General features: G+C 62.4%; 21 protein-coding genes and 1 pseudogene. 14 read left to right on the top strand and 8 right to left on the bottom strand.

The window, feature by feature from the left end; translation table 11 throughout:
* The first annotated feature begins 52 nt into the window (after positions 1 to 52).
* The 7 genes from QDT69_RS28655 (at position 53) to QDT69_RS28625 (ending at position 6,936) form a co-directional block, all read left to right on the top strand.
* Positions 53 to 973 (top strand): 3-hydroxyacyl-CoA dehydrogenase, encoded by a 921-nt coding sequence (locus QDT69_RS28655; protein WP_279709814.1) that lies wholly within the window; start codon positions 53 to 55, stop codon positions 971 to 973.
* Positions 891 to 1,940 carry a 3-hydroxyacyl-CoA dehydrogenase NAD-binding domain-containing protein gene (locus QDT69_RS28650; RefSeq protein WP_347952067.1) on the top strand — a complete coding sequence of 350 codons (1,050 nt, stop codon included), beginning with the start codon at positions 891 to 893 and terminating at the stop codon, positions 1,938 to 1,940. The genes QDT69_RS28655 and QDT69_RS28650 overlap by 83 nt, the downstream gene beginning before the upstream one ends.
* 260 nt (positions 1,941 to 2,200) lie before the next feature.
* A complete protein-coding gene (locus QDT69_RS28645; RefSeq protein ID WP_279709813.1) occupies positions 2,201 to 3,421 on the top strand; it encodes an acyl-CoA dehydrogenase family protein in 1,221 nt (406 codons plus the stop codon).
* A 58-nt stretch (positions 3,422 to 3,479) separates the two neighbouring features.
* Positions 3,480 to 4,274: an enoyl-CoA hydratase-related protein gene (locus QDT69_RS28640; RefSeq protein WP_279709812.1), complete on the top strand. Its 795-nt coding sequence runs from the start codon at positions 3,480 to 3,482 to the stop codon at positions 4,272 to 4,274.
* A gap of 24 nt (positions 4,275 to 4,298) precedes the next feature.
* Entirely contained in the window at positions 4,299 to 5,240 is a 942-nt protein-coding gene (locus tag QDT69_RS28635) for an alpha/beta hydrolase (protein ID WP_279709811.1), read from the top strand.
* Positions 5,200 to 6,486, top strand: coding sequence for a CoA transferase (locus QDT69_RS28630; RefSeq protein WP_279709810.1), 1,287 nt, complete (start codon positions 5,200 to 5,202; stop codon positions 6,484 to 6,486). Before QDT69_RS28635 ends, QDT69_RS28630 begins: the two co-directional genes overlap by 41 nt.
* A 30-nt stretch (positions 6,487 to 6,516) precedes the next feature.
* A complete protein-coding gene (locus tag QDT69_RS28625; RefSeq protein ID WP_279709809.1) occupies positions 6,517 to 6,936 on the top strand; it encodes an OsmC family protein in 420 nt (139 codons plus the stop codon).
* Positions 6,937 to 6,988: 52 nt separating this feature from the next.
* Here QDT69_RS28625 and QDT69_RS28620 read toward each other — a convergent pair whose 3' ends face one another.
* From QDT69_RS28620 to QDT69_RS28585, 8 genes and pseudogenes are all read right to left on the bottom strand, one after another.
* Positions 6,989 to 7,444 (bottom strand): hypothetical protein, encoded by a 456-nt coding sequence (locus QDT69_RS28620; RefSeq protein ID WP_279709808.1) that lies wholly within the window; start codon positions 7,442 to 7,444, stop codon positions 6,989 to 6,991.
* Positions 7,444 to 8,652: an ABC transporter permease gene (locus tag QDT69_RS28615; RefSeq protein ID WP_279709807.1), complete on the bottom strand. Its 1,209-nt coding sequence runs from the start codon at positions 8,650 to 8,652 to the stop codon at positions 7,444 to 7,446. The genes QDT69_RS28620 and QDT69_RS28615 overlap by 1 nt, the downstream gene beginning before the upstream one ends.
* Positions 8,649 to 9,110, bottom strand: a complete 462-nt coding sequence (locus tag QDT69_RS28610; RefSeq protein WP_279709877.1) for a hypothetical protein — start codon at positions 9,108 to 9,110, stop codon at positions 8,649 to 8,651. The genes QDT69_RS28615 and QDT69_RS28610 overlap by 4 nt, the downstream gene beginning before the upstream one ends.
* A 140-nt stretch (positions 9,111 to 9,250) precedes the next feature.
* Positions 9,251 to 9,718: pseudogene (locus QDT69_RS28605) on the bottom strand (ABC transporter permease); the annotation flags it as partial.
* Positions 9,719 to 9,836: 118 nt separating this feature from the next.
* Entirely contained in the window at positions 9,837 to 10,805 is a 969-nt protein-coding gene (locus tag QDT69_RS28600) for an efflux RND transporter periplasmic adaptor subunit (RefSeq protein WP_347952068.1), read from the bottom strand.
* 26 nt (positions 10,806 to 10,831) lie between these two features.
* Positions 10,832 to 12,235, bottom strand: a complete 1,404-nt coding sequence (locus QDT69_RS28595; RefSeq protein WP_279709805.1) for an NAD(P)/FAD-dependent oxidoreductase — start codon at positions 12,233 to 12,235, stop codon at positions 10,832 to 10,834.
* A 711-nt stretch (positions 12,236 to 12,946) separates the two neighbouring features.
* On the bottom strand, positions 12,947 to 13,432 hold the full coding sequence (locus QDT69_RS28590; protein ID WP_279709804.1) for a hypothetical protein: 486 nt from the start codon (positions 13,430 to 13,432) through the stop codon (positions 12,947 to 12,949).
* A 192-nt stretch (positions 13,433 to 13,624) separates the two neighbouring features.
* Positions 13,625 to 13,840 (bottom strand): dodecin domain-containing protein, encoded by a 216-nt coding sequence (locus QDT69_RS28585; RefSeq protein ID WP_279709803.1) that lies wholly within the window; start codon positions 13,838 to 13,840, stop codon positions 13,625 to 13,627.
* Between the two features lie 297 nt (positions 13,841 to 14,137).
* Here QDT69_RS28585 and QDT69_RS28580 point away from each other — a divergent pair, with 297 nt between their 5' ends.
* The 7 genes from QDT69_RS28580 to QDT69_RS28550 all read left to right on the top strand — a co-directional run bounded on the left by QDT69_RS28580 (position 14,138) and on the right by QDT69_RS28550 (position 19,189).
* A complete protein-coding gene (locus QDT69_RS28580) occupies positions 14,138 to 14,497 on the top strand; it encodes a hypothetical protein (RefSeq protein WP_279709802.1) in 360 nt (119 codons plus the stop codon).
* A gap of 206 nt (positions 14,498 to 14,703) precedes the next feature.
* Positions 14,704 to 16,356: a cytochrome-c oxidase, cbb3-type subunit I gene (gene ccoN, locus QDT69_RS28575; protein WP_279709801.1), complete on the top strand. Its 1,653-nt coding sequence runs from the start codon at positions 14,704 to 14,706 to the stop codon at positions 16,354 to 16,356.
* Positions 16,357 to 16,361: 5 nt separating this feature from the next.
* Positions 16,362 to 17,105 carry a cytochrome-c oxidase, cbb3-type subunit II gene (ccoO, locus tag QDT69_RS28570; RefSeq protein WP_279709799.1) on the top strand — a complete coding sequence of 248 codons (744 nt, stop codon included), beginning with the start codon at positions 16,362 to 16,364 and terminating at the stop codon, positions 17,103 to 17,105.
* Positions 17,102 to 17,272, top strand: a complete 171-nt coding sequence (locus QDT69_RS28565) for a cbb3-type cytochrome c oxidase subunit 3 (RefSeq protein ID WP_279709798.1) — start codon at positions 17,102 to 17,104, stop codon at positions 17,270 to 17,272. The genes ccoO and QDT69_RS28565 overlap by 4 nt, the downstream gene beginning before the upstream one ends.
* A complete protein-coding gene (gene ccoP / locus QDT69_RS28560) occupies positions 17,263 to 18,147 on the top strand; it encodes a cytochrome-c oxidase, cbb3-type subunit III (protein ID WP_279709797.1) in 885 nt (294 codons plus the stop codon). The genes QDT69_RS28565 and ccoP overlap by 10 nt, the downstream gene beginning before the upstream one ends.
* Positions 18,144 to 18,398: a hypothetical protein gene (locus tag QDT69_RS28555; protein WP_279709796.1), complete on the top strand. Its 255-nt coding sequence runs from the start codon at positions 18,144 to 18,146 to the stop codon at positions 18,396 to 18,398. The genes ccoP and QDT69_RS28555 overlap by 4 nt, the downstream gene beginning before the upstream one ends.
* On the top strand, positions 18,395 to 19,189 hold the full coding sequence (locus QDT69_RS28550; RefSeq protein WP_279709795.1) for a DUF2189 domain-containing protein: 795 nt from the start codon (positions 18,395 to 18,397) through the stop codon (positions 19,187 to 19,189). Before QDT69_RS28555 ends, QDT69_RS28550 begins: the two co-directional genes overlap by 4 nt.
* The last annotated feature ends 12 nt before the right edge of the window (positions 19,190 to 19,201 follow it).

The following is a 19,201-nucleotide window of genomic DNA, read 5'->3' as shown; positions in this document are numbered from 1 at the left end:
ACGCGGGCCGAAGCCGGTTCCGTGTTGGACGCACTCGCCAGAGAGGTGACACATGCCCGAACCGGCCTTCAAATCGGCGGACGCGCCGGCGACCGCTCCCCGCCTCTTCGTTCTCGAATTGAATGCCGGGTGCATCCACGCGATGGATGTCGACGGCTCGGACAAGAAGACCATTGTCACCGGCTGCCGTCATCCCGACGGGATCGTCGTCGATGTCGGGGCGGGCCACATCTATTGGACCAATATGGGTGTTCCCAGCCTAAACGACGGCTCGATCGAGCGCGCCGATCTCGACGGCGGCAATCGCAGGACGATCGTGGCCCCTGGCGATACTTTCACCCCCAAGCAGATCATCCTCGATAAGAGGGCCGGCAAGCTCTACTGGTGCGATCGCGAGGGAATGCGCCTCATGCGCGCCAATCTCGATGGCTCCAAGCTGGAGACGCTGATCGAATCCGGACATGGCGATGCCGATCGCCGCGATCAGACCAGGTGGTGCGTTGGTCTCGCAATCGATCCCAAGCGCAACAGGATCTACTGGACCCAGAAGGGACCAGACAATGCCGGCCGAGGTCGCATTTTCTGCGCCAACCTCGAGATTCCCAAAGGCGAAACACCGGTCAACCGGACCGATATCGAAGTGTTTTTTGACCGCCTTCCCGAGCCAATCGACCTCGAGCTCGATGTCAGGAACAGGGTCTTGTACTGGACCGACCGCGGCGACCCTCCGCGCGGCAATACGGTCAACAGGGCCTCCATCGACAACAAGCCGGCGGAGCCGGAGATCGTGGTGACACACCTGATGGAAGGCATCGGCATTGCGCTGGACGTGCCCAACGATCGCATGTTCGTGACAGATTTCGCGGGCTCGATCTACTCGGCACATCTCGATGGATCCGGCGAACGCAACTTCCTCTACGCTCAGGGCAACCTTACCGGCATCGCCTATGCCGAAATCCCCAAGGAGAAGTGACATGTCGCAGCACATACCCATTCGCCGGGTTGCTGTCATCGGCACGGGCGTCATCGGCGCAAGCTGGACGGCCCTCTTCCTGGCCAATGGCCTCGAAGTCGTGGCGACCGACGTTGCGCCGGACGCGGAAGCGGCCCTCAGGCGCTTTGTTGCAGCGGCCTGGCCGGCGCTGCAACGTTTAGGCCTCGCGCCCGGCGCAACACAGAACAAGCTCACCTTCACCGCGGCGCTGGTCAGCGCGGTGAAGAATGCCGACTTGGTTCAGGAAAACGGCCCGGAGAAGATCGATTTCAAGCGGACACTCTACAAGCAGCTCGACGAACTGCTGCCGCCCGACGTGATCATCGCATCCAGCTCGTCTGGCCTGACCATGAGCGAGATCCAGTCGGCCTGCCCGGCGCATCCAGAGCGGTGCGTGATCGGGCACCCGTTCAATCCCCCGCACCTCGTCCCGCTGGTCGAAATCGTCGGCGGCGCCAAGACATCGGAGGAGACGATCCAACGGGCCGCGGAGTTTTATACCTCATTGGGCAAGCGGACGATCCGCCTCAACAAGGAAGTACCGGGCCATGTCGCCAACCGGCTGCAGGCGGCGCTCGCGCGGGAGGTCTACCACCTCGTTGCCGATGGCGTCGTCAGCGTTTCCGACGTCGACACGGCCCTGAGCTGGGGACCCGGCTTGCGCTGGGGCATCATGGGCCAGCTGATGCTCAATCATCTCGGCGGCGGCCAGGGCGGCATCGAGCATTTCTTCCAGCAGTTCACCGGGCCCATCACGGCGTGGTGGAAGGTTCTGGGCTCGCCCGAGCTGACCCCGGAAGTCCAGAAGAAGCTGATCGAGGGCGTTCACGCGGAAGCCGGTGCCCGCTCGATCGATGAACTCGCCGCCGAGCGCGACGAAATCCTGCTCGGCCTGATCGAGATGCGCAACAAGGTGGCGAAGGCGAACCAGGCAAGGGTCGCCTGACCGGCCGGGTTTGCCGCGCCTCGTCTGATCGCGTCGATTCGCCTCCGGAGCCACGGCATCCGGGGGCGAATTGGTTTGCAGCATCGCTCTACCTTCTTGTCCCTGCGTGCCTGCCTACAACAACGCAAAAACGTCCCTGGAACGGCAAGCGGCTTCAAGCGCGGCAGCGTCAGGCCCGGCACATTCGATCGCGAGACCGAACGAAGCATCCGCTGCGCTCAGCGCTTCCGCTCCAAACGTCGTGCCAAGGAGATCCCAACATGGTCACCGCCGCTGCAGCCCACAAATCCGACGCACCCAAGGCGCTGCCGGCGCCGAATGGCGACTTCTACCAGCTCGTCGAACTGCTGAACCCCGATGAAATCGCGCTGGTGAAGAAGGTCCGGGTCTATATGGAGACCAGGGTCAAGCCGATCATCAGCAAATACTGGTCCGATGACGCCTTCCCGTTCGAGCTGCTGCCGTCGTTCAAGGAACTCGGCATCGGCGGCCTCGGCTATGAAGGATATGGGTGCGCCGGCGGCAGCCAGAAGCAGTTCGGCTATGTTGCAATGGAGCTGGCGCGGGTCGATCCATCGATCTGCACCTTCTTCGGCGTCCATAGCGGCCTTGCGATGGGCTCGATCTATCTCGACGGCTCCGAGGAGCAGAAGCAGAAATGGCTGCCGCAGATGGCGCGCTTCGAGAAGATCGGATGCTTCGGTTTGACCGAGCCCCTGATCGGCTCCGGTGCCAGCGGCGGCTTGACCACGACCGCCAAGCGCGACGGCGATTCCTGGATCCTGAACGGCCAGAAGCGCTGGATCGGCAACGCGCCCTGGTGCGATCTCTCCATCATCTGGGCGCGCGACCTCGCTGACAACCAGGTCAAGGGCTTCATCGTCGAGAACAAGACCACGCCGGGCTTCAGCGTCGAGAAGATCGAGCACAAAATGGCGCTGAAAGTGGTGCAGAACGGACAGATCACGTTGAAGGACGTCCGCATCCCGGAAGCCAATCGACTACAGGGTGGCAACTCCTTTCGCGACACCGCCCGCGTGCTGCGGATGACCCGCTACATGGTCGGATGGGCCTCGACCGGCGCCCAGATGGGCGCATTCGAGAATACCCTCGCCTACACTCAGAGCCGGCAGCAGTTCGGCAAGCCGATCGCCTCGTTCCAGCTGGTGCAGGACCTACTGGCCAAGATGTTGGGCAATCTCACGGCGTGCCAATGCATGATGCTGCGCCTGGCGCAGCTCGACGACGAGGGCAAGCTGAGCGACCACCATGCCGCGCTCGCCAAGGCATTCTGCACGGCGAAGGCGCGCGAGACCGTCGCCTGGGGGCGTGAGCTGCTCGGCGGCAATGGCATCGTCGCCGACCACCATGTCGGCAAGTTCTTTGCCGATGTCGAGGCGCTCTACTCCTATGAGGGCACCTACCAGATGCAGAACCTCATCGTCGGCAAGGCGATCACCGGCATCAGCGCCTTCATCTGACCAATCAGTACGGGCGAGAGACTGATCCGCCCGCCCCTTTTCGAAAGCGGAGACCGCCATGGCAGACCAGCTGGCGCTGGACAACGTCCTTTACGAGAAGAAAAGCGGCATCGCCTACGTAACACTCAATCGGCCGAAAGTCCTCAACGCGCTCGACACGCCAACCTGGATCGATCTGCGGAAGGCGTTCCTCGATGCGAAGGAGGACCGCGCAGTGCACGGCGCGATCCTCACGGGCGCAGGCGACAAGGCATTCATCGCCGGCGCCGATATCGGCGAGCTCGCCCACGCCGACGCTTATGAGGCGGAGGAATCGAGCCGCTTCGGCCAGGAGGTCCTGAGCCTTATCGAGAATCTCGGCAAGCCGGTGATCGCGGCGATCAACGGCTTTGCGCTCGGCGGGGGGTGCGAGACAGCGATGGCCTGCACGATCCGGATCGCCGCCGAGCATGCCAAGTTCGGTCAACCGGAAGTCAAGCTTGGCTTGCTGCCGGGCGGCGGCGGCACGCAGCGCCTGCCGCGGCTGGTCGGCAAGGGCCGCGCGCTCCAGCTCATCCTGACCGGCGAGACGATTTCGGCGCAGGAGGCCTACCGCATCGGATTGGTCAACGAGGTCGTTCCCGCAGCGAACTTGATCGCGCGGGCGGAGGCGATCCTGAGGCAGATTTCGGCCAACGCGCCGATCGCCGTGAAGTTCTCGCTGGAAGCAGCGAACAAGGGTCTCGACACCAGCCAGGTCGAGGGGTTCGCGCTGGAAGCCTCCTACTTCGGCATTTGCGCGGCAACTGAGGACAAGAAGGAAGGCACTTCCGCATTCCTCGAGAAAAGAGCACCGCAATTCCACGGGCGCTGAGGCACCAACCCGGGACATCCGATCATGGCCATGCCAAGCACACTGCCGCTTCCCGACGCCGAATTTCACCTGACCAGCGCCGACGGCCTGTGCATCGGATGCGCTCGCTGGGACAGCCGCGGTCCGACCCGCGGTGTGATCCAGATCGCCCACGGCATGGGCGAGCATCTGCGGCGCTACACCGAAATCATCGATCTGATGATGTCGGCAGGGCTCACCGTCTACGGCAATGATCACCGCGGACATGGGCTTTCGGCACGCTCCCCCGAGCATCTCGGTGACTTCGGCGACGGCGGCTTCGAGCTGCTGGTTGCCGACATGCTGCGCCTCACCGAACTCATCCGCGATGAAAATCCCGACATCCCCCTGCTTCTGCTCGGCCACAGCATGGGCTCCTTCGCCGCCCAGCGTTACGTGATCGACCATAGCCACGAGATCGATGGCCTGATCCTGTCCGGATCCGGCGCCCTTGATGGATTGGCGCGTCTGGCAAGCGCCGCACCGCCAGGCGCGAACCTGCTCAATGCCGCCTTCGAGCCGGCGCGAACCCCATTCGACTGGTTGAGTCGCGATGATGCCGTCGTGGATGCCTTTATCAAGGATCCCCTCTGCTTTGCAGCGCTGCAACCGGATTCACTCGCCTCGTTTCTCGGTTCGGCGGGGCGGCTCGCCGATCCCCTCGCGCTGTCGAAGGTGCGTCGCGGCCTGCCGGTCTACCTGTTCTCCGGTAGCGAGGATCCGGTCGGCCAGCACCTGGCTGGCGTGAAGTTATTGATCGAGCGCTACCAGGCCGCCGGCCTGCGCGACCTGGCTTTCGATTTCTACGCCGGCGGCCGCCACGAGATGCTCAACGAGATCAACCGACGCGACGTTCAGGGCCGGCTGCTCGACTGGATTACGCGCCTGCTCGACCGGTTGGGCGGCTATGCCGAACATCTTTCCATCGCGCATCAACTGCAACGCTGAGGAGACGGTAATGTCCACCGATAACATCTTTTCCGGCCTGAAGGTCGTGGATCTCGCGAGCTTCATTGCCGGCCCTGGAGCCGCCGTCATCCTCTCCGACTTCGGGGCCGACGTCATCAAGGTCGAGCCGCCGAGTGGCGACACTTGGCGGATCGGATACAAAATTCCTCCACAGCCCCGCGCCAAGGACAATTATCCCTGGCATCTCAACAATCGCAACAAGCGGAGCCTGACGCTCGACCTGAAGTCCCCGCATGCTGCCGAGATCCTCGAACGGCTCGTCAAATGGGCCGATGTCCTGATCGTCAACACACCGCACCCGGCACGCAAACGACTGAAGCTGAACTACGAGGACGTCAGCGCCTGGAATCCGCGCCTGATCTATGCGGATATCACCGGCTACGGCGACAGGGGTCCCGACGCTGACTTGCCCGGATTCGATATCACTGCCTATTGGGCACGAAGTGGCCTTCTATCCCTCACGCGCGACGCTGGGGCGCCGCCGACCTTGCCGGTCTCCGGCAGCGGCGACCATGCGACGGCCGTAAGCCTGTATTCGGCCATCGTGACCGCGCTGTATCGGCGCGAGCGGACTGGCCAAGGTTCTTATGTGACGACGTCGCTGCTCGCGTCGGGCGTCTGGGCTTGTGGCGTTTCGGTGCAAGCGGCCCTCTGCGACGCCCAATTCTATCCGCTGCACGATCGGAAGAGCCCGCCGAACGCGATCTTCAACGTTTACCAGGCCTCCGACGAGACCTGGTTCCTGATCGTCCTGACCCCGGATCGCTGGCCGGCCTTTGCGACTGGGATCGGCCGCCCAGACCTGTTGTCGGATGCCCGCTTCTCGGACGCAGCCAAGCTGGTGGCCAACGCAACTCAGCTCACCGCGATCCTCGACGAGGTCTTCAGAGCGCAGCCGATGTCGCACTGGCACGACGTCTTCGATCACAACCACATCACCTTCGGCGTGGTCCGCGCCCCCCACGAGGTGGTCAAGGACCCACAACTGCAGGAGAACGACATTGTCGTTCCGCTCGCTGGCGCAGGCGGCAATCTGACGTTCACGGTCAGCAGCCCCCTGAACGTCCATGGCGTGACCAAGGTCCCGGCTCGCCGCGCCCCAGAGCTCGGTGAACACAATGCCGAGATCCTGAAACAGCTCGGCTACGACGACAGCCGGATCGAGGGTCTGCTGGTCAGCGGCGCCGTGCCACGCGCCAAGGAGCAAAAACACTCCGCAGCCTAGGGGCAACGCTCCAGAACAGGCGAGGCCGATATGACGACGCAACTGGTCACGGTCAGGGAAAGCGGAAACGGCCTGCATGGACAAGAGATCACGATCGGCCGCCATCGACTTCGCGCCGACGAACCGGCGGAAACCGGCGGCGGTGACGACCGGCCGTCTCCCTATGAGCTCATCATGGCCGCGCTTGGCGCCTGCACCGCCATCGCCATCCGGGCCTACGCCGAGCGTCACAAAATGCCGCTCAGCCGCACGACCGTCGAACTGCAGCATTTCATCCTGCCGTCGATCAATGACGCCGGCGAGCTCGACTACTTCACCCGGACCATCCGCCTCGAAGGAGAACTGACCGACGAGCAAAAGCTGCGCCTCCTGCAGATCTCGGAAAAATGCCCGGTGAGCGAAACGCTGCGCCGGTCAGCTACGGTTGATGCGCGGCTGGCCGGAATGTGACAGTGGGTGGCAGCCCCCCTTTGTCCCCTCCCTGAGCCACGGGTTCCGACACTCAAAATCTTCGGTTTGCCGCGTCGAGGGCCTCGAACTCCACACGGCATGCAGTGGAGAACTCGCGCAAAAGGTCGATTGTGCCATTGGCGGCCATTTCCCGCAGCTCGGTAAAACTCTTGTCCGGCTCGAGATAGGTATCGAGAATCTTCCTGGCGATGTGGTCGGCACAGTTGACGACCGGTTCGCTCGAAAGCACCCGCATCCGGTTGAGCTTGGCGTAAAGACTGACCAGGCTCGGTATGTCGGCCTCGTCATGCTGGAGCGAGTCGATGTGGCACTTCGACGCCTCCTCGATGAAGTCCCGGTAAAGGTTTTGCCGCCGGTTTTTCTCATGCGACAGCCATTGCGCGCGAAGCTGGACGCGCTGGCTGAGCAGATTGGCAATAAGGCTGGTCATTCCGCCGACGGCAGTGCCGGTCAGAGCGGCAAGGGCCGAGATGATTGACGCGTCCATCACAAGACCTCTTGAGCGCGGACGGGTTGGTCAGAACCGGGATAGGCCGCAAGCCGGCGCTTGTTGAACTCGACGATCACGGCAATGCCTGCGTACGCTGCCACCAGCAGCCACAGCCCGAGGAACTCGCTGCGAACGTCAGAGAGGCTGGCACCGAGCTGGGCCACATCGACGAGGCCATCAATCGCAAGCGTGCTCGGCAGCAGCTTCGCCAGCCATTTGACAGCTGTGGGCATGGCCTCCACCGGCCAGGCAAAGCCCGCGAGGAAGAAGAACGGTAATCCGATGGCGGCGAAGACAAGCTGGACGGCCAGCGGCTTGCGGAGAACCGCAGCCACGAGGAGACCCAGCGCGCCGACCGCGAGCGTAAACGGCAACGCAAAGGCAAGAATAGTCGTAACTGACCCGAGGCGTGGAATGCCATAGAGGTATGGCAGGCCGATCAGATAAGTCGAGACAATCAGTGACTCGACCGTGAGGTAAGCAAGCAGCTTGCCGGCGACGATCACAATGGACTCGAGTGCCATGTCGCTGAAGCGCCGCCGCGCCGCGCCGGCCGGCCCGACGATTGCCCCCGGCAACGTCCCGAGCAGGCCGACGCCGATCAGCAACGTTTGCTGCAAAATCAGGACGAAGGCGGCCGGCAGGATGTAGGTCGCGTATCCGCCTTGCGGATTGAACAGGGGCACCGGAATGAACGGCATCGGATCCGTAGCCGCCTCGGCCACCGGAAGATCGACACCGAGCCCAACCAGACGCGAGACCTCGAAGTTCGTCCCCATCGTACGCGACACCGCAGTCACAGCGCCGTTCATCCGTTGATACATCAGGAAGTAGCTGGCGTCGGCATAAAGTGCAATCGGCGAAGCGCGGCCGTGCAGCAGGTCGCGCTCGAAATGCTGCGGGATCAGCAGGATTCCGAAGATTGATCTTGTGTAGACCTCGCGCTGCGCCGTCGGCATATCCGGCGCTACCTCGGCCACCGCCACGTCTGGCGTCGCGTCGATGAGCCTAGCCAGCTCTCGACTGGTCTGGCTGCGGTCCTGGTCGACCACGGCGATTGGAACCTTGCGTAGGGCCTCATTCAGGTAGGGCTGCGGGTAGAATAACGCGTAGACCGCAGCGGCGATCACCATGACCGACGCCACCGGGCGCAGCGCGAACACCCTGCCGAGCTCGTTGCGAAAGACGCCAAGCACCGTCGTCACGGCGTGCCGCCTCCATTGGAGCCCCGCATCTGCCTGACTCTGAGTGCGGTGACGACCACCAGCAGCGCCACGAAGCCAATCAGCGTCAGGATCGGCTTCCACGACAGGTCGAACGGTGTCCCCCGGATAGTCTGGTCGATGCGGCTCATCAGATACCAGGTGCCGGGCAAGAGCTCGCCATAGCCATAGGCAAAATCGTTCATGCCGAGCCGTGGAAAGCCGATGCCCATGAATCCGAATGCCGGCGCAGTCAACAACGTCGCAATGCTGACCGCGACCGCCACCTGCCGGAGCAGCAGCGCCAAAAGCGCGCCGATGAACTGGCAGGACAGCACGAAGAGGGCGCCGGCGAGCACGAGCAGTGCTGGATTGCCTCGAAGCGGAAGCTCCAGGAGCCTGAACAATACAGCATCGGCAACACCGAGCATCGATAAGAACAGTATCGTGTATGGGAGCATCTTGCCGAACATCGCCGGCACCCCCCCCCACCCAGCCGCCGCAACACGGTGAAGCGATGACGCGTCTCGACGTCGAGCCCGACGGCATAGGCCATGGTCGTCACCACGACGGTCTGCAACACCGCCGGCAACAACGCGGCGAGCAGGAAGTGGACGTAATTCAGGGTCGAATTGAACAGCGCATGGGTTTGCAGGGGGATCGGCGTGATCGCAGCCTGCGCCTCCTCGACCGGTTGTCCTTCTGCGGTTCGCAACGAGATGCGGATCCCGGCGGCGACCGTCGGGATCGCTGCATTCGCACCACGCAGCACGAGGTTGCCGACCGTAAACGTCTGCGTGTTGTAGAAGAAGACGACTTCCGGGCGACGTCCGGCAAACACGTCGCGCTCGAGGTTGCGCGGCAGCATCAACAGCCCGCGGATCTTCCGCGCGACAATGAGATGCCTCCCCTCAGACAATTCGGCGACATGGAGCACCGCGGCGGTGTCAGGCGTGGCATCCACGGCGCGAATGACTGAACGAGAAAGCTCGGAGCCATCGAGGTCGAGCACCGCGATCGGAAGCCGCGTCGCGAGCCCCGCGCTAAGGATCGCCGTCAGCAACAGCATCAGGCCGAGCGGGACGACTGCGGTGAGCATCAACAACAACGGACGTCGGCGTAGCCAGAACAGCTCACGCCAGAACACCAGCGAAAATCCCGGATGCTGGCGATCGCGACGCTGCATATCAACGCTCCCGTGCCGACCAGGCTGCGATGGCGCTCATGCCGGGCCGCAATCCGTCGGGCGGTTGCAAAGGCTTTGCGCGCACCTCGAAGGTTCGCAGATCAAAATCACCTGTCGCGCGCGTCGCACGCCAGGTCGCGTATTGGCCTTGGACATTGATCATTGTCACGCGCACGGGAATGACCTGGGATTTCAAAGCTGGGACCGTCACCTCGAACTTATCGTCGATTTTCAACCCAGCCAGCAGATCCTCGCGGAGATTGAAGGTAAACCAGAGATCGCCCATATCGATCAGCGAGAAGATCGGCGCACCGGCGCTGAAGTTCTCGCCGAGCTCGGCAACGCGGCTGGTGATCTGTCCCGAGATCGGCGAGCGCAGCGTAAGTTCGGCGACATCGACCTCACGCTGGTTCAGGTTGGCTTCGGCCTGCTTGACCTGCGCTCCTGCCAGCGTCTTTTCCTCGTCACTTGCGCCTTTGATTGCGAGATCAAGTGCGGCTTTTGCAGCCTCGCGCTTGCGGGTTGCTGTTTCCAGATTGCGGGTCGCCTCATCCACGCGCTGCTGCGGGGTCGACCCAGAGCTGATCAGGCTGGTTTGCCGGTCAAACACCTCCTTGGCGAGGACCACATCAGCGTCGGCAGCCGCAAGGTCGGCCTTGTGGGCCGCGATGTTCTCGGGGCGCGTGCTATAGACGCGATCGAAATCGGCCTTGGCGACCGCGAGCTGCGCGCGCGCGGAGATGAGAGCGGCTTTGAGCTGAGGGCTATCCAACTGCGCAAGGAGCACGCCGCGGTCAACCGTGTCACCGACGTCAAGACGCAATTCTGCCACCCGGCCATTGACGCGCGGGCTGACGTCGACCCGGCTCGCCGAGACCTCGCCCTGAACGGTCAGCGGCGGCGGCCGTGTTGCAAACCACAAGAACGTACCCAAGCCAAGCAGAGCGGCGGCCAGAACAGTCCAGCGCATGGTTTTCAATGCAGCAGATGAGGCGCTCATGGTGACGGCTTCTGTTTGATGGGATCGATGATGCGAGGCGCTTCCGCAATCAGCCGCGAGCTGCGTTGGCCGGTCAGATACGACCAGAGCCATTGCGTCTGCACCCGGAAGCGGTTCTGAAGCTGGGGTAACGCGAGCACATGGAGGACGGCCCATATGACCCAGGTCGCAAAGCCGCTGGTGCGCAGATGGCCGGCTTCCAGGATCGCATAATTCTTGCCGACCACGGCCATGCTCCCCTTGCTCCGGAAGCGGAAGGGCCGGCCGTCTTGACGCCCCTTGACGCGGTTGGCAATCAGGCGCCCGACGAACCGTCCCTGCTGGATTGCCGCCTGCGCGACCCCGGGTACAGGACGATCGTCCTGGGTCATTGAAACGGCGTCGCCGGCCACGAATACGTCGCCGGCCTCCGCGATTTCCATGTAGGGACCAACCAGGGCGCGCCCTGCCCGGTCCGTCCTGGTATTGAGCATTCTGACAACCGGCGAAGCCGCCACGCCGGCGGTCCACAGCACAGTCGCGCTGGCGATCCGCTCGCCGCCGGCGACCACGCCCTGCTCGTCGACCTTATCGACCTTGAGGCCGGTCCTGACTTCGACACCGAGCCTAGCAAGCCGCCTCGCGACCTTCCCGGACAGGGATTCGGCGAAGGTTGGCAGAATGCGATCGCCACCGTCGACCAGGACGATCCGGCTTTGCGCGGGATCGATGCTGCGAAAATTGTTACGGAGCGTGATCGACACCATATGCGCGATCGACGCCGCCAGCTCGACGCCGGTTGGACCAGCGCCAACCAGCACGAATGTCATCTGGCGGGCACGTTCGGCCCCATCCTCGGTGGCCTCAGCCAACTCGAAGGCACTGAGGATCTTGCTCCGGATCGTCTCGGCCTCGTTGAGACTCTTGAGGCCCGGCGCGTGCAGAGCGAACTCATCATGCCCGAAATAGCTCGGGCGCATCCCCGCGGCCACAACGAGATAGTCAAAGCCGATCTTGCGGATTCCAAGTCCTGGGTGAATGGCCTCGACGGTTCGCGCGCTTAGACTAATCCCGGTGACCTCAGCCAGCACCACGCTGAGATTTTGCTGCGTGGCCTCGAGCTGACGGATCGGCGTTGCGATCTCGGACGGGGCCAGGACAGCCGTCGCAACCTGATAGAGCAGCGGTTGAAAGATATGGTGGTTGCGCCGGTCGATCAGGATGATTTCGGCGTCGATTGTCTTCAACGCGCGCGCAGCCGCGATCCCGGCAAATCCACCGCCAACGATCACGATGCGCTTGCGCCCGCCTTGCAGACCGATAGCCGGCGAGCCGTTCGCCTGCGAAGGATCCTCGCTTAAAACGGTACTCATCGGTCTACCTGACGATCTCGTTTGCTGAAGCCGCCTGGCATCATCCAAAACAGAATACGGCGGACCAGCCGATCGCTCTTGTATGGGGTTGTCGCGCCTAGAACGCATTTGCCTCGTTCAACCCGAAACCAGATGCTGTCCTAGTTAGGACACGCACTCTGTCAATTTAGGACAGAGAAATTGGCAGACAAAAATTCTGATCTGCGCAGCCTTCTCACTATCGGCTCTTTGGCTGGACTAGAGCGCATCGTAAGCGGCTGCGGTCTCGATATTGGTATCGAGCATTATGTTGCAGTTCTCAGATCGCAGGGAGTCGAGACCTGCCAGTCATGTCAGGGTGGCCCCGGGATGCCTATCTAGAGCCAACGATTGATTTTCTGGGAGGGAAGGCGGAGGGACCGCGCGCTGTGGCCGTTGCCTTGGCCTTCGGTCTCCCTGTCTCAGAGCTGCGCCGCGTGTGGCACGTCGTTGACGGAGAGATCGAAGGCCCGATCTGGTCGATGACTTTTAGCGTAAAGGCAACCACGCATCTTTAGGCGGCAAAAGGCTATCGCGGATGCCTATTTTAGAAGAAAGAAAACTGGGCGAACTCCGGCCTAGCCGAGCTTCTTGCAATCATCACAGCGCGGACGATTAGCCGTTCCGGACTTCCTGTGCTGCGGCTTGATCTGCTTCCCGGTCTGGCAGTTGTCATGGTCATGATAGACATTGCGGTGAGACGGCGGATATTCGGGCGAATCCGTATGATAGGCAGGAACCTTAGACATTTAATTTCCTCCAATGTCTTTTGGTTGAATCCGAGTATTGGTACCCATCATAAGTTGAGTTTTCAACTACAACCTTTGGGGGAGGGCCTAATCCTTCGCCGCCGTCAATTACCGTGAAGTTGCGCGTTACTCGGACGACCGGCCGGTTCGGCTCCAGCGGCAGCACGGCGTCCAATAAATCCCCGATCGTCCAGACCCGCTCGGCAACGCCAAGTGCGACCGCTGGCGTGGTGCGCAGAGCTTCGTGTACGCGGCAGAGATTGTAGTGCGCCACGTACAGGCTGACGGCTGCGGAGTGGTGATCCAGCTTCTTTGAAAAGCCGTTGGTGAGGCGCGCAAAGCGCTTCTGCGTCATCCGCAGCGTGAGGTTCTGGCGCTCGACATAGCTGGTCGAGATATGGCCCGGCGTGCCGCTCTCTACCTCACGGCTTACTGCTACTACCTCAGCCGGGCTGTAGCGGCGCGCGGCTTCCTTCACGGCCAGGCTCGTTACGCTGTAGGTACTAAGCTGATTGCATATCGGCTCACGATCCTGCCGGAACGCGCCCCGGCACGCGAGCGGGACCGCCCGGCCGCGCAACACGAGTGAATACCTGCGGCAGGGTGATCGCCGGGCGCCGCGCTGCAAGGCCGACCTCGCCCCGCGAGCGAGGCGAGGTTGAGTAAAAACTCAAGTGCCCTCGAACTTGAACGACACGTTCAACTTGGCGCGAAAGGCTTCGACCTTGCCCTTGTCGTCCAATTGCATGTCGAGCTTCACGACCTCCGCGACACGAAGATCCCGGAGAGACTTGGCGGCTTGCTCGACCGCGTTGGCTGCGGCCTTCTCCCAGGAGTCGCTGCTGGTGCCGATCAGTTCAATGACCTTGTAGACGCTCTCAGGCATGTCGTTCTCCCGTTCGGTATGAAACAGGGAGCAGGCTCTCCCTGCAATCACCAGCCTAGCACTGCATCAAGGCCGCTGGAAAGGACGTGGCTCGTAGCGCGATATGCATGCTCCCTCTGTCGGTCAACCTTGACAGCCTTCAAAATCCGCCAGAGCGCGGATTGAAGCAAATTTGAACAAGCCCTTTGCGGGTCAGCAAGATCAGATCTTCGCTTCGACCGCGTGAAGTGAGCGATGTGCTCCGTGCCGACCCCGTCGATCTGGCAGGAGTATGTCCGATGATCAGGAGACATTGCCATGAGACCGGCCTGGCTTGGAGCCGCAGCGACTTGCTTTGTGATCAGCCTGGCTGCCCCGGTCCATGCCCGATCCGCCTACGATGGTTGGTGGGACCTCGTCTTTGTCACCCAAGCCGGCGGCTGCGACGCATCCTATAATTTCACGGTCAACGTTTCCAATGGCATCGTGACCCATCCCAACCTGGTGAAATTCAGAGGGTATGTCGGTAAATCAGGCGCGGTCCGCGCGTCGGTCACCGTCCACGAGAAATATGCCTCGGGCACAGGTCGCCTCTCGAGCAGCTCGGGCCGAGGCACATGGCGAGGCCATTCCGGTACCGCGCAATGCTCGGGCTACTGGACCGCGCAACGGAATTGATCTTGTCGTCGACATTCTCGACAGCATCCGATGCATCCCGTCGGCAGCAGAACGATCGCGCGAGAGCAACGCGCATAGCCCACCTCCCACACGCCCGATAATACAGCAAGGACGTTCTTGAATCGACAACGGGCTTCGCGAGGGCCGCGTGCGCCCTGGGCCACACTTCGATCCACATCTTTGACCCACCAGGCCGGGACAATCGCATGATCGCCCAATTGACCCTGATAGAGCGGCAGCACGCGATCCTGATCAGCGCCGCCGTCGCCCTGCTCGGCTTCCTGATGATGTTGGCCGGCCGCGACGATCCGATGGGCGCTCATGGCGCCCTGATCTTCGTCGTGAGCATCCTCATGATCTTCCGCATCGGCGGCAGCTACTATGCGCCGCCTCCCTCCGACGATCGCCTGAAGCACTATTACGATGATCCGAGCAAGGTCGGAATTGTCATCTCGATGATGTGGGCAGTCGTCGGGCTCGGTGTCGGCGACTGGGTCGCTTGGCAGCTCGTCAACCCTGACCTGACCTTTGGCACCGGATGGTCGAGCTTCGGACGGCTGCGGCCGGTCCACACCACGTCCGTGATATTCGGATTTGGCGGCAATGCACTGATCGCGACGTCGTTCTACGTGCTGCAGCGAACGTCCCGCGCGCGCCTGCCCGACCAGGTCAGCCCGTGGTTCGTGCTGTTCGGCTACAACCTCTTCTGCCTGCTCGCCGTGACCGGCTACCTGATGGGCATCACCCAGTCGAAGGAATACGCCGAGCCGGAATGGTACACCGACATCTGGCTGGTCGTGGTCTGGGTCACATATTTCATCCTCTATCTGCGCACGCTGGCGCGGCGCAAGGAACCCCATATCTACGTTTCGAACTGGTACTACATGGCGTTCATCCTGGTGGTGGCGATCCTGCACATCGTCAACAACCTCGCCGTTCCAGTCTCGCTCGGCCACGCCAAGAGCTATTCGGCCTTCTCCGGCGTGCAGGATGCGATGACCCAGTGGTGGTACGGGCACAACGCGGTGGCGTTCTTCCTGACCGCTGGCTTCCTCGGCATGATGTACTACTTTCTGCCGATGCGCGCCGGACGGCCGATCTATTCCTACCGGATGTCGATCATCAGCTTCTGGGGCATCACCTTCTTCTACATGTGGGCCGGGTCGCATCACCTGCACTACACAGCGCTGCCGCAATGGGTGCAGACGCTCGGCATGACGTTCTCGCTGATGCTCCTGATCCCGTCCTGGGCGTCTGCCGGCAACGTGCTGCTGACGCTGAATGGCGCCTGGGACAAGGTCCGTGACGACGCCACATTGCGCTTCATGATGGTGGCCGGCGTGTTCTACGGGCTGGCGACATTCGAGGGATCATTCATGGCGATCCGCTCGGTGAACTCGCTATCGCACTACACCGACTGGACCGTCGGTCATGTGCATGTCGGCGCCCTTGGCTGGGTTGCCATGATCACCTTCGGATCGATCTACGCTTGCGTGCCCTGGCTGTGGAAACGCGAGCGGATGTATTCGACGAAGCTCGTCGAGGCCCACTTCTGGCTCGCACTGTCCGGCACCGTCATCTACATCTTTGCAATGTGGAATTCCGGCATCATCCAGGGGCTGATGTGGCGGACCTACACCGACAGCGGGACGCTCGCCTACTCGTTCGTCGACACGCTGGTCGCCATGCATCCCTACTACATCGCGCGTGCCGTGGGCGGATTGCTGTTCCTGATCGGCGGCTGCCTTGGCGCCTACAACATTTGGAAGACCATCACTGTCCCCGGCGTGACCTCAGAACATGCCAGCGATCTTCCCCAACCTGCCCTGGCCGGCGCGCTCCACGCCGCAGCGGAGTGACGGTCATGTCGTTGTTCGGCTTCCACTACCGACTCGAACGCAAAGCCATCGGCCTGACGATCGGGATCATCGCGGCGGCGAGCGTCGGCGGTTTGGTCGAGATCGCGCCGCTGTTCACGATTCACCAGACCGTCGAGGACGCTCCCGGCATGCGGGTCTATACGCCACTCGAACTCGCCGGTCGCAACATCTACATCCGCGAGGGCTGCTACGCCTGTCATTCGCAGATGATCCGCACCTTGCGCGATGACGTCGATCGCTACGGTCCCTACTCGCTGGCCGTCGAGTCCAAATACGACCATCCGATGCTATGGGGGTCGAAGCGCACCGGTCCCGACCTCGCCCGGATCGGCGAGAAGTATTCGGACCAGTGGCACGTCGCTCACCTGAACAATCCGCGCGACGTGGTGCCAGTGTCAGTGATGCCGGCGTACGGATGGCTGCTTGCGACAGAGTTGCGGACCGATGATCTTGACCTTCACCTCAAGGCCCAACGCAGGGTTGGCGTACCCTATACCAACGACATGATCGCCAATGCAGCAATGGACGCCTACGCCCAGTCCAATCCGGATTCTCCGCAGGCAGACGGCGTCACCAAGCGCTACGGCAAGGCAACCACGATGCGGGCCTTCGACGGGTTGCCCAGCAAGCTGACCGAGATGGATGCGCTGGTCGCCTATCTCCAGGTCCTGGGGCGTCTTACCGACGCCGCACACAAATCGCTAGCAACGGCGGAGGCCCGCCAATGATTGTCGAGCACGCGTTCCTGGTCGGCTTCTCGAAGTCGTTTGGCCTGTTCTACCTGGTCGTGCTGTCAGTTGCGGTCGTGCTTCACGCGATGAGACCATCGAACAAGAAGCGGTTCGATGAGGCCGCCCGATCGATCCTTCGCGACGAGGCAGGACCATGGCGGTAGAGCAACCCGATCGCGACGGCTACACCGGCTACCTCACCACCGGCCATGAATGGAGCGGCCTGAAGGAATTGAACACGCCGGTCCCGCGCGTGCTCTATTTCTTCCTGACCTTGGCCTTCCTCTTCTCGGTCGGCTACTGGATTTTGATGCCGGCCTGGCCGCTTGGCGTGACCTATACCAAGGGCCTGCTCGGCATCGACCAACGCAGGCTCGTGACAACCTCGTTGCAGGATGCCGCGCTCGAACGCAGCACCTGGACCAAACGCATCGAGACCGAGGGCTTCGCGGCGATCCAGGCCGACCCGCGGTTGATGACGACCGTGCGCGAGACCGGCCACACCCTGTTCGGCAACAACTGCGCGGCGTGCCATGGCGCCGATGCCAAGGGCGGGCCTGGCTTCCCGGACCTGACGACGAACTCATGGATCTGGGGCGGCAAGCCGGAGGAGATTTTCAACACCATTCGCGTTGGCGTCAATTCCACGCATCCCGACACGCACGTCTCGCAGATGCCGGCATTCGGCCGCGACCAGATACTGCCCCGCCAGGACGTCATCAAGGTCGCGAGTTACATCTACTCGCTGTCGCATCCGCGCCCGGCGGACATCGACCCTGCGAAGATCGAGGCCGGCAAGGCGATTTTCGCGGCCAACTGCGTGGCCTGCCATGGAGCTGATGCAAAGGGCAATCCTGAGTTGGGAGCTCCCAACTTGACCGACCGCTTCTGGATCTATGGCGGCGACTTCGAAACCATCGACACCACCGTGTGGGGCGGCCGCCAGGGTCACATGCCGACCTGGGAGAGTAGGCTGTCGCAGCTCGATCGCAAAATTCTGACGCTCTACATCCTCGACAAGAGGATACCGAGTCCATGACCGAGCTTGCCTTCGCACGACGAAAGAGCTGCAGAGCACCCGTCGCACTCTGGATCCTGATCGTGTGCGGGGTGGTTGCTGTGCTCGCGGCCAACGCCCACCTGCTTTATCTCGCGTCGACCTCGCAGCCGCCCTGCGTCGATCATCTCCGCCAGGACGAAACCGGCGAAGCGTCGGGCCAATACCGCGCCGCCGGGTCGTCCTGCACGCCGTCAGCCATCCGCCCATCTGCACGAGGAAACGAGCGATGACGATGCTCCCTTCGGTCGCACCTCCGCTCCAGACGGCCAACAAGTGGGCCCGCCCGCTGACGATGGCCGATCCGTTCGACTGGCTGGCGCAGGGCTGGAGCGATTTTCGCACGCAGATGCCGATGAGCCTTGCCTATGGCCTGCTGATCCTCGCGATCTCCCTCGGGCTGGTGTCGGGCCTGATCGCGCTCAAGCGTGACTACATCCTGTTTCCGGTGTTCGCCGGCTTCATGGTGATCGGCCCGATCCTAGCCGTCGGGCTGTACGAGAAAAGCCGGCGGATCGAGCAAGGCCTGCCGGTCAGCTGGCGGAACCTCTTCTTCGTCAGGCCGCGCTCCGGCGGCCAGATCCTGTTCACCGGCGTATTGCTCTGCCTACTGATGATCGTCTGGATCCGGGCGGCCGTGCTGATCTACGCCCTGTTCTTTGGCATGGTGGCGTTTCCCGGCCTCGATCGCATCGCACCAATGCTGTTCACGACCGTCACGGGATGGGCAATGCTCATTGTCGGCACCCTGGTCGGCGGCCTGTTCGCGGCGTTCTCCTTTGCGATCAGCGCATTTTCGATTCCGATGCTGCTCGACCAACGTACCGACGCCCTGACGGCGATGGGCTCCAGCATGGCGCTGGTCTGGAACAATCTGCGGGTCCTGATGGTCTGGGCTGCGATCGTGCTCGGTCTTTTCCTGGCAAGCCTTGCAACCGGCATGATCGGACTGATCGTGACCTACCCCCTGCTCGGCCACGCCACATGGCACGCCTATCGGGCTGTGCAGCCGGACACGGAGTGATCGCGCGAAAGC

It is taken from the genome of Bradyrhizobium sp. CER78, from assembly GCF_029846235.1.
Classification (GTDB): Bacteria; Pseudomonadota; Alphaproteobacteria; order Rhizobiales; family Xanthobacteraceae; genus Bradyrhizobium.
The sequence above is the reverse complement of the archived record's forward strand: the minus strand, read 5'-3'. Positions and strand labels throughout refer to the sequence as shown.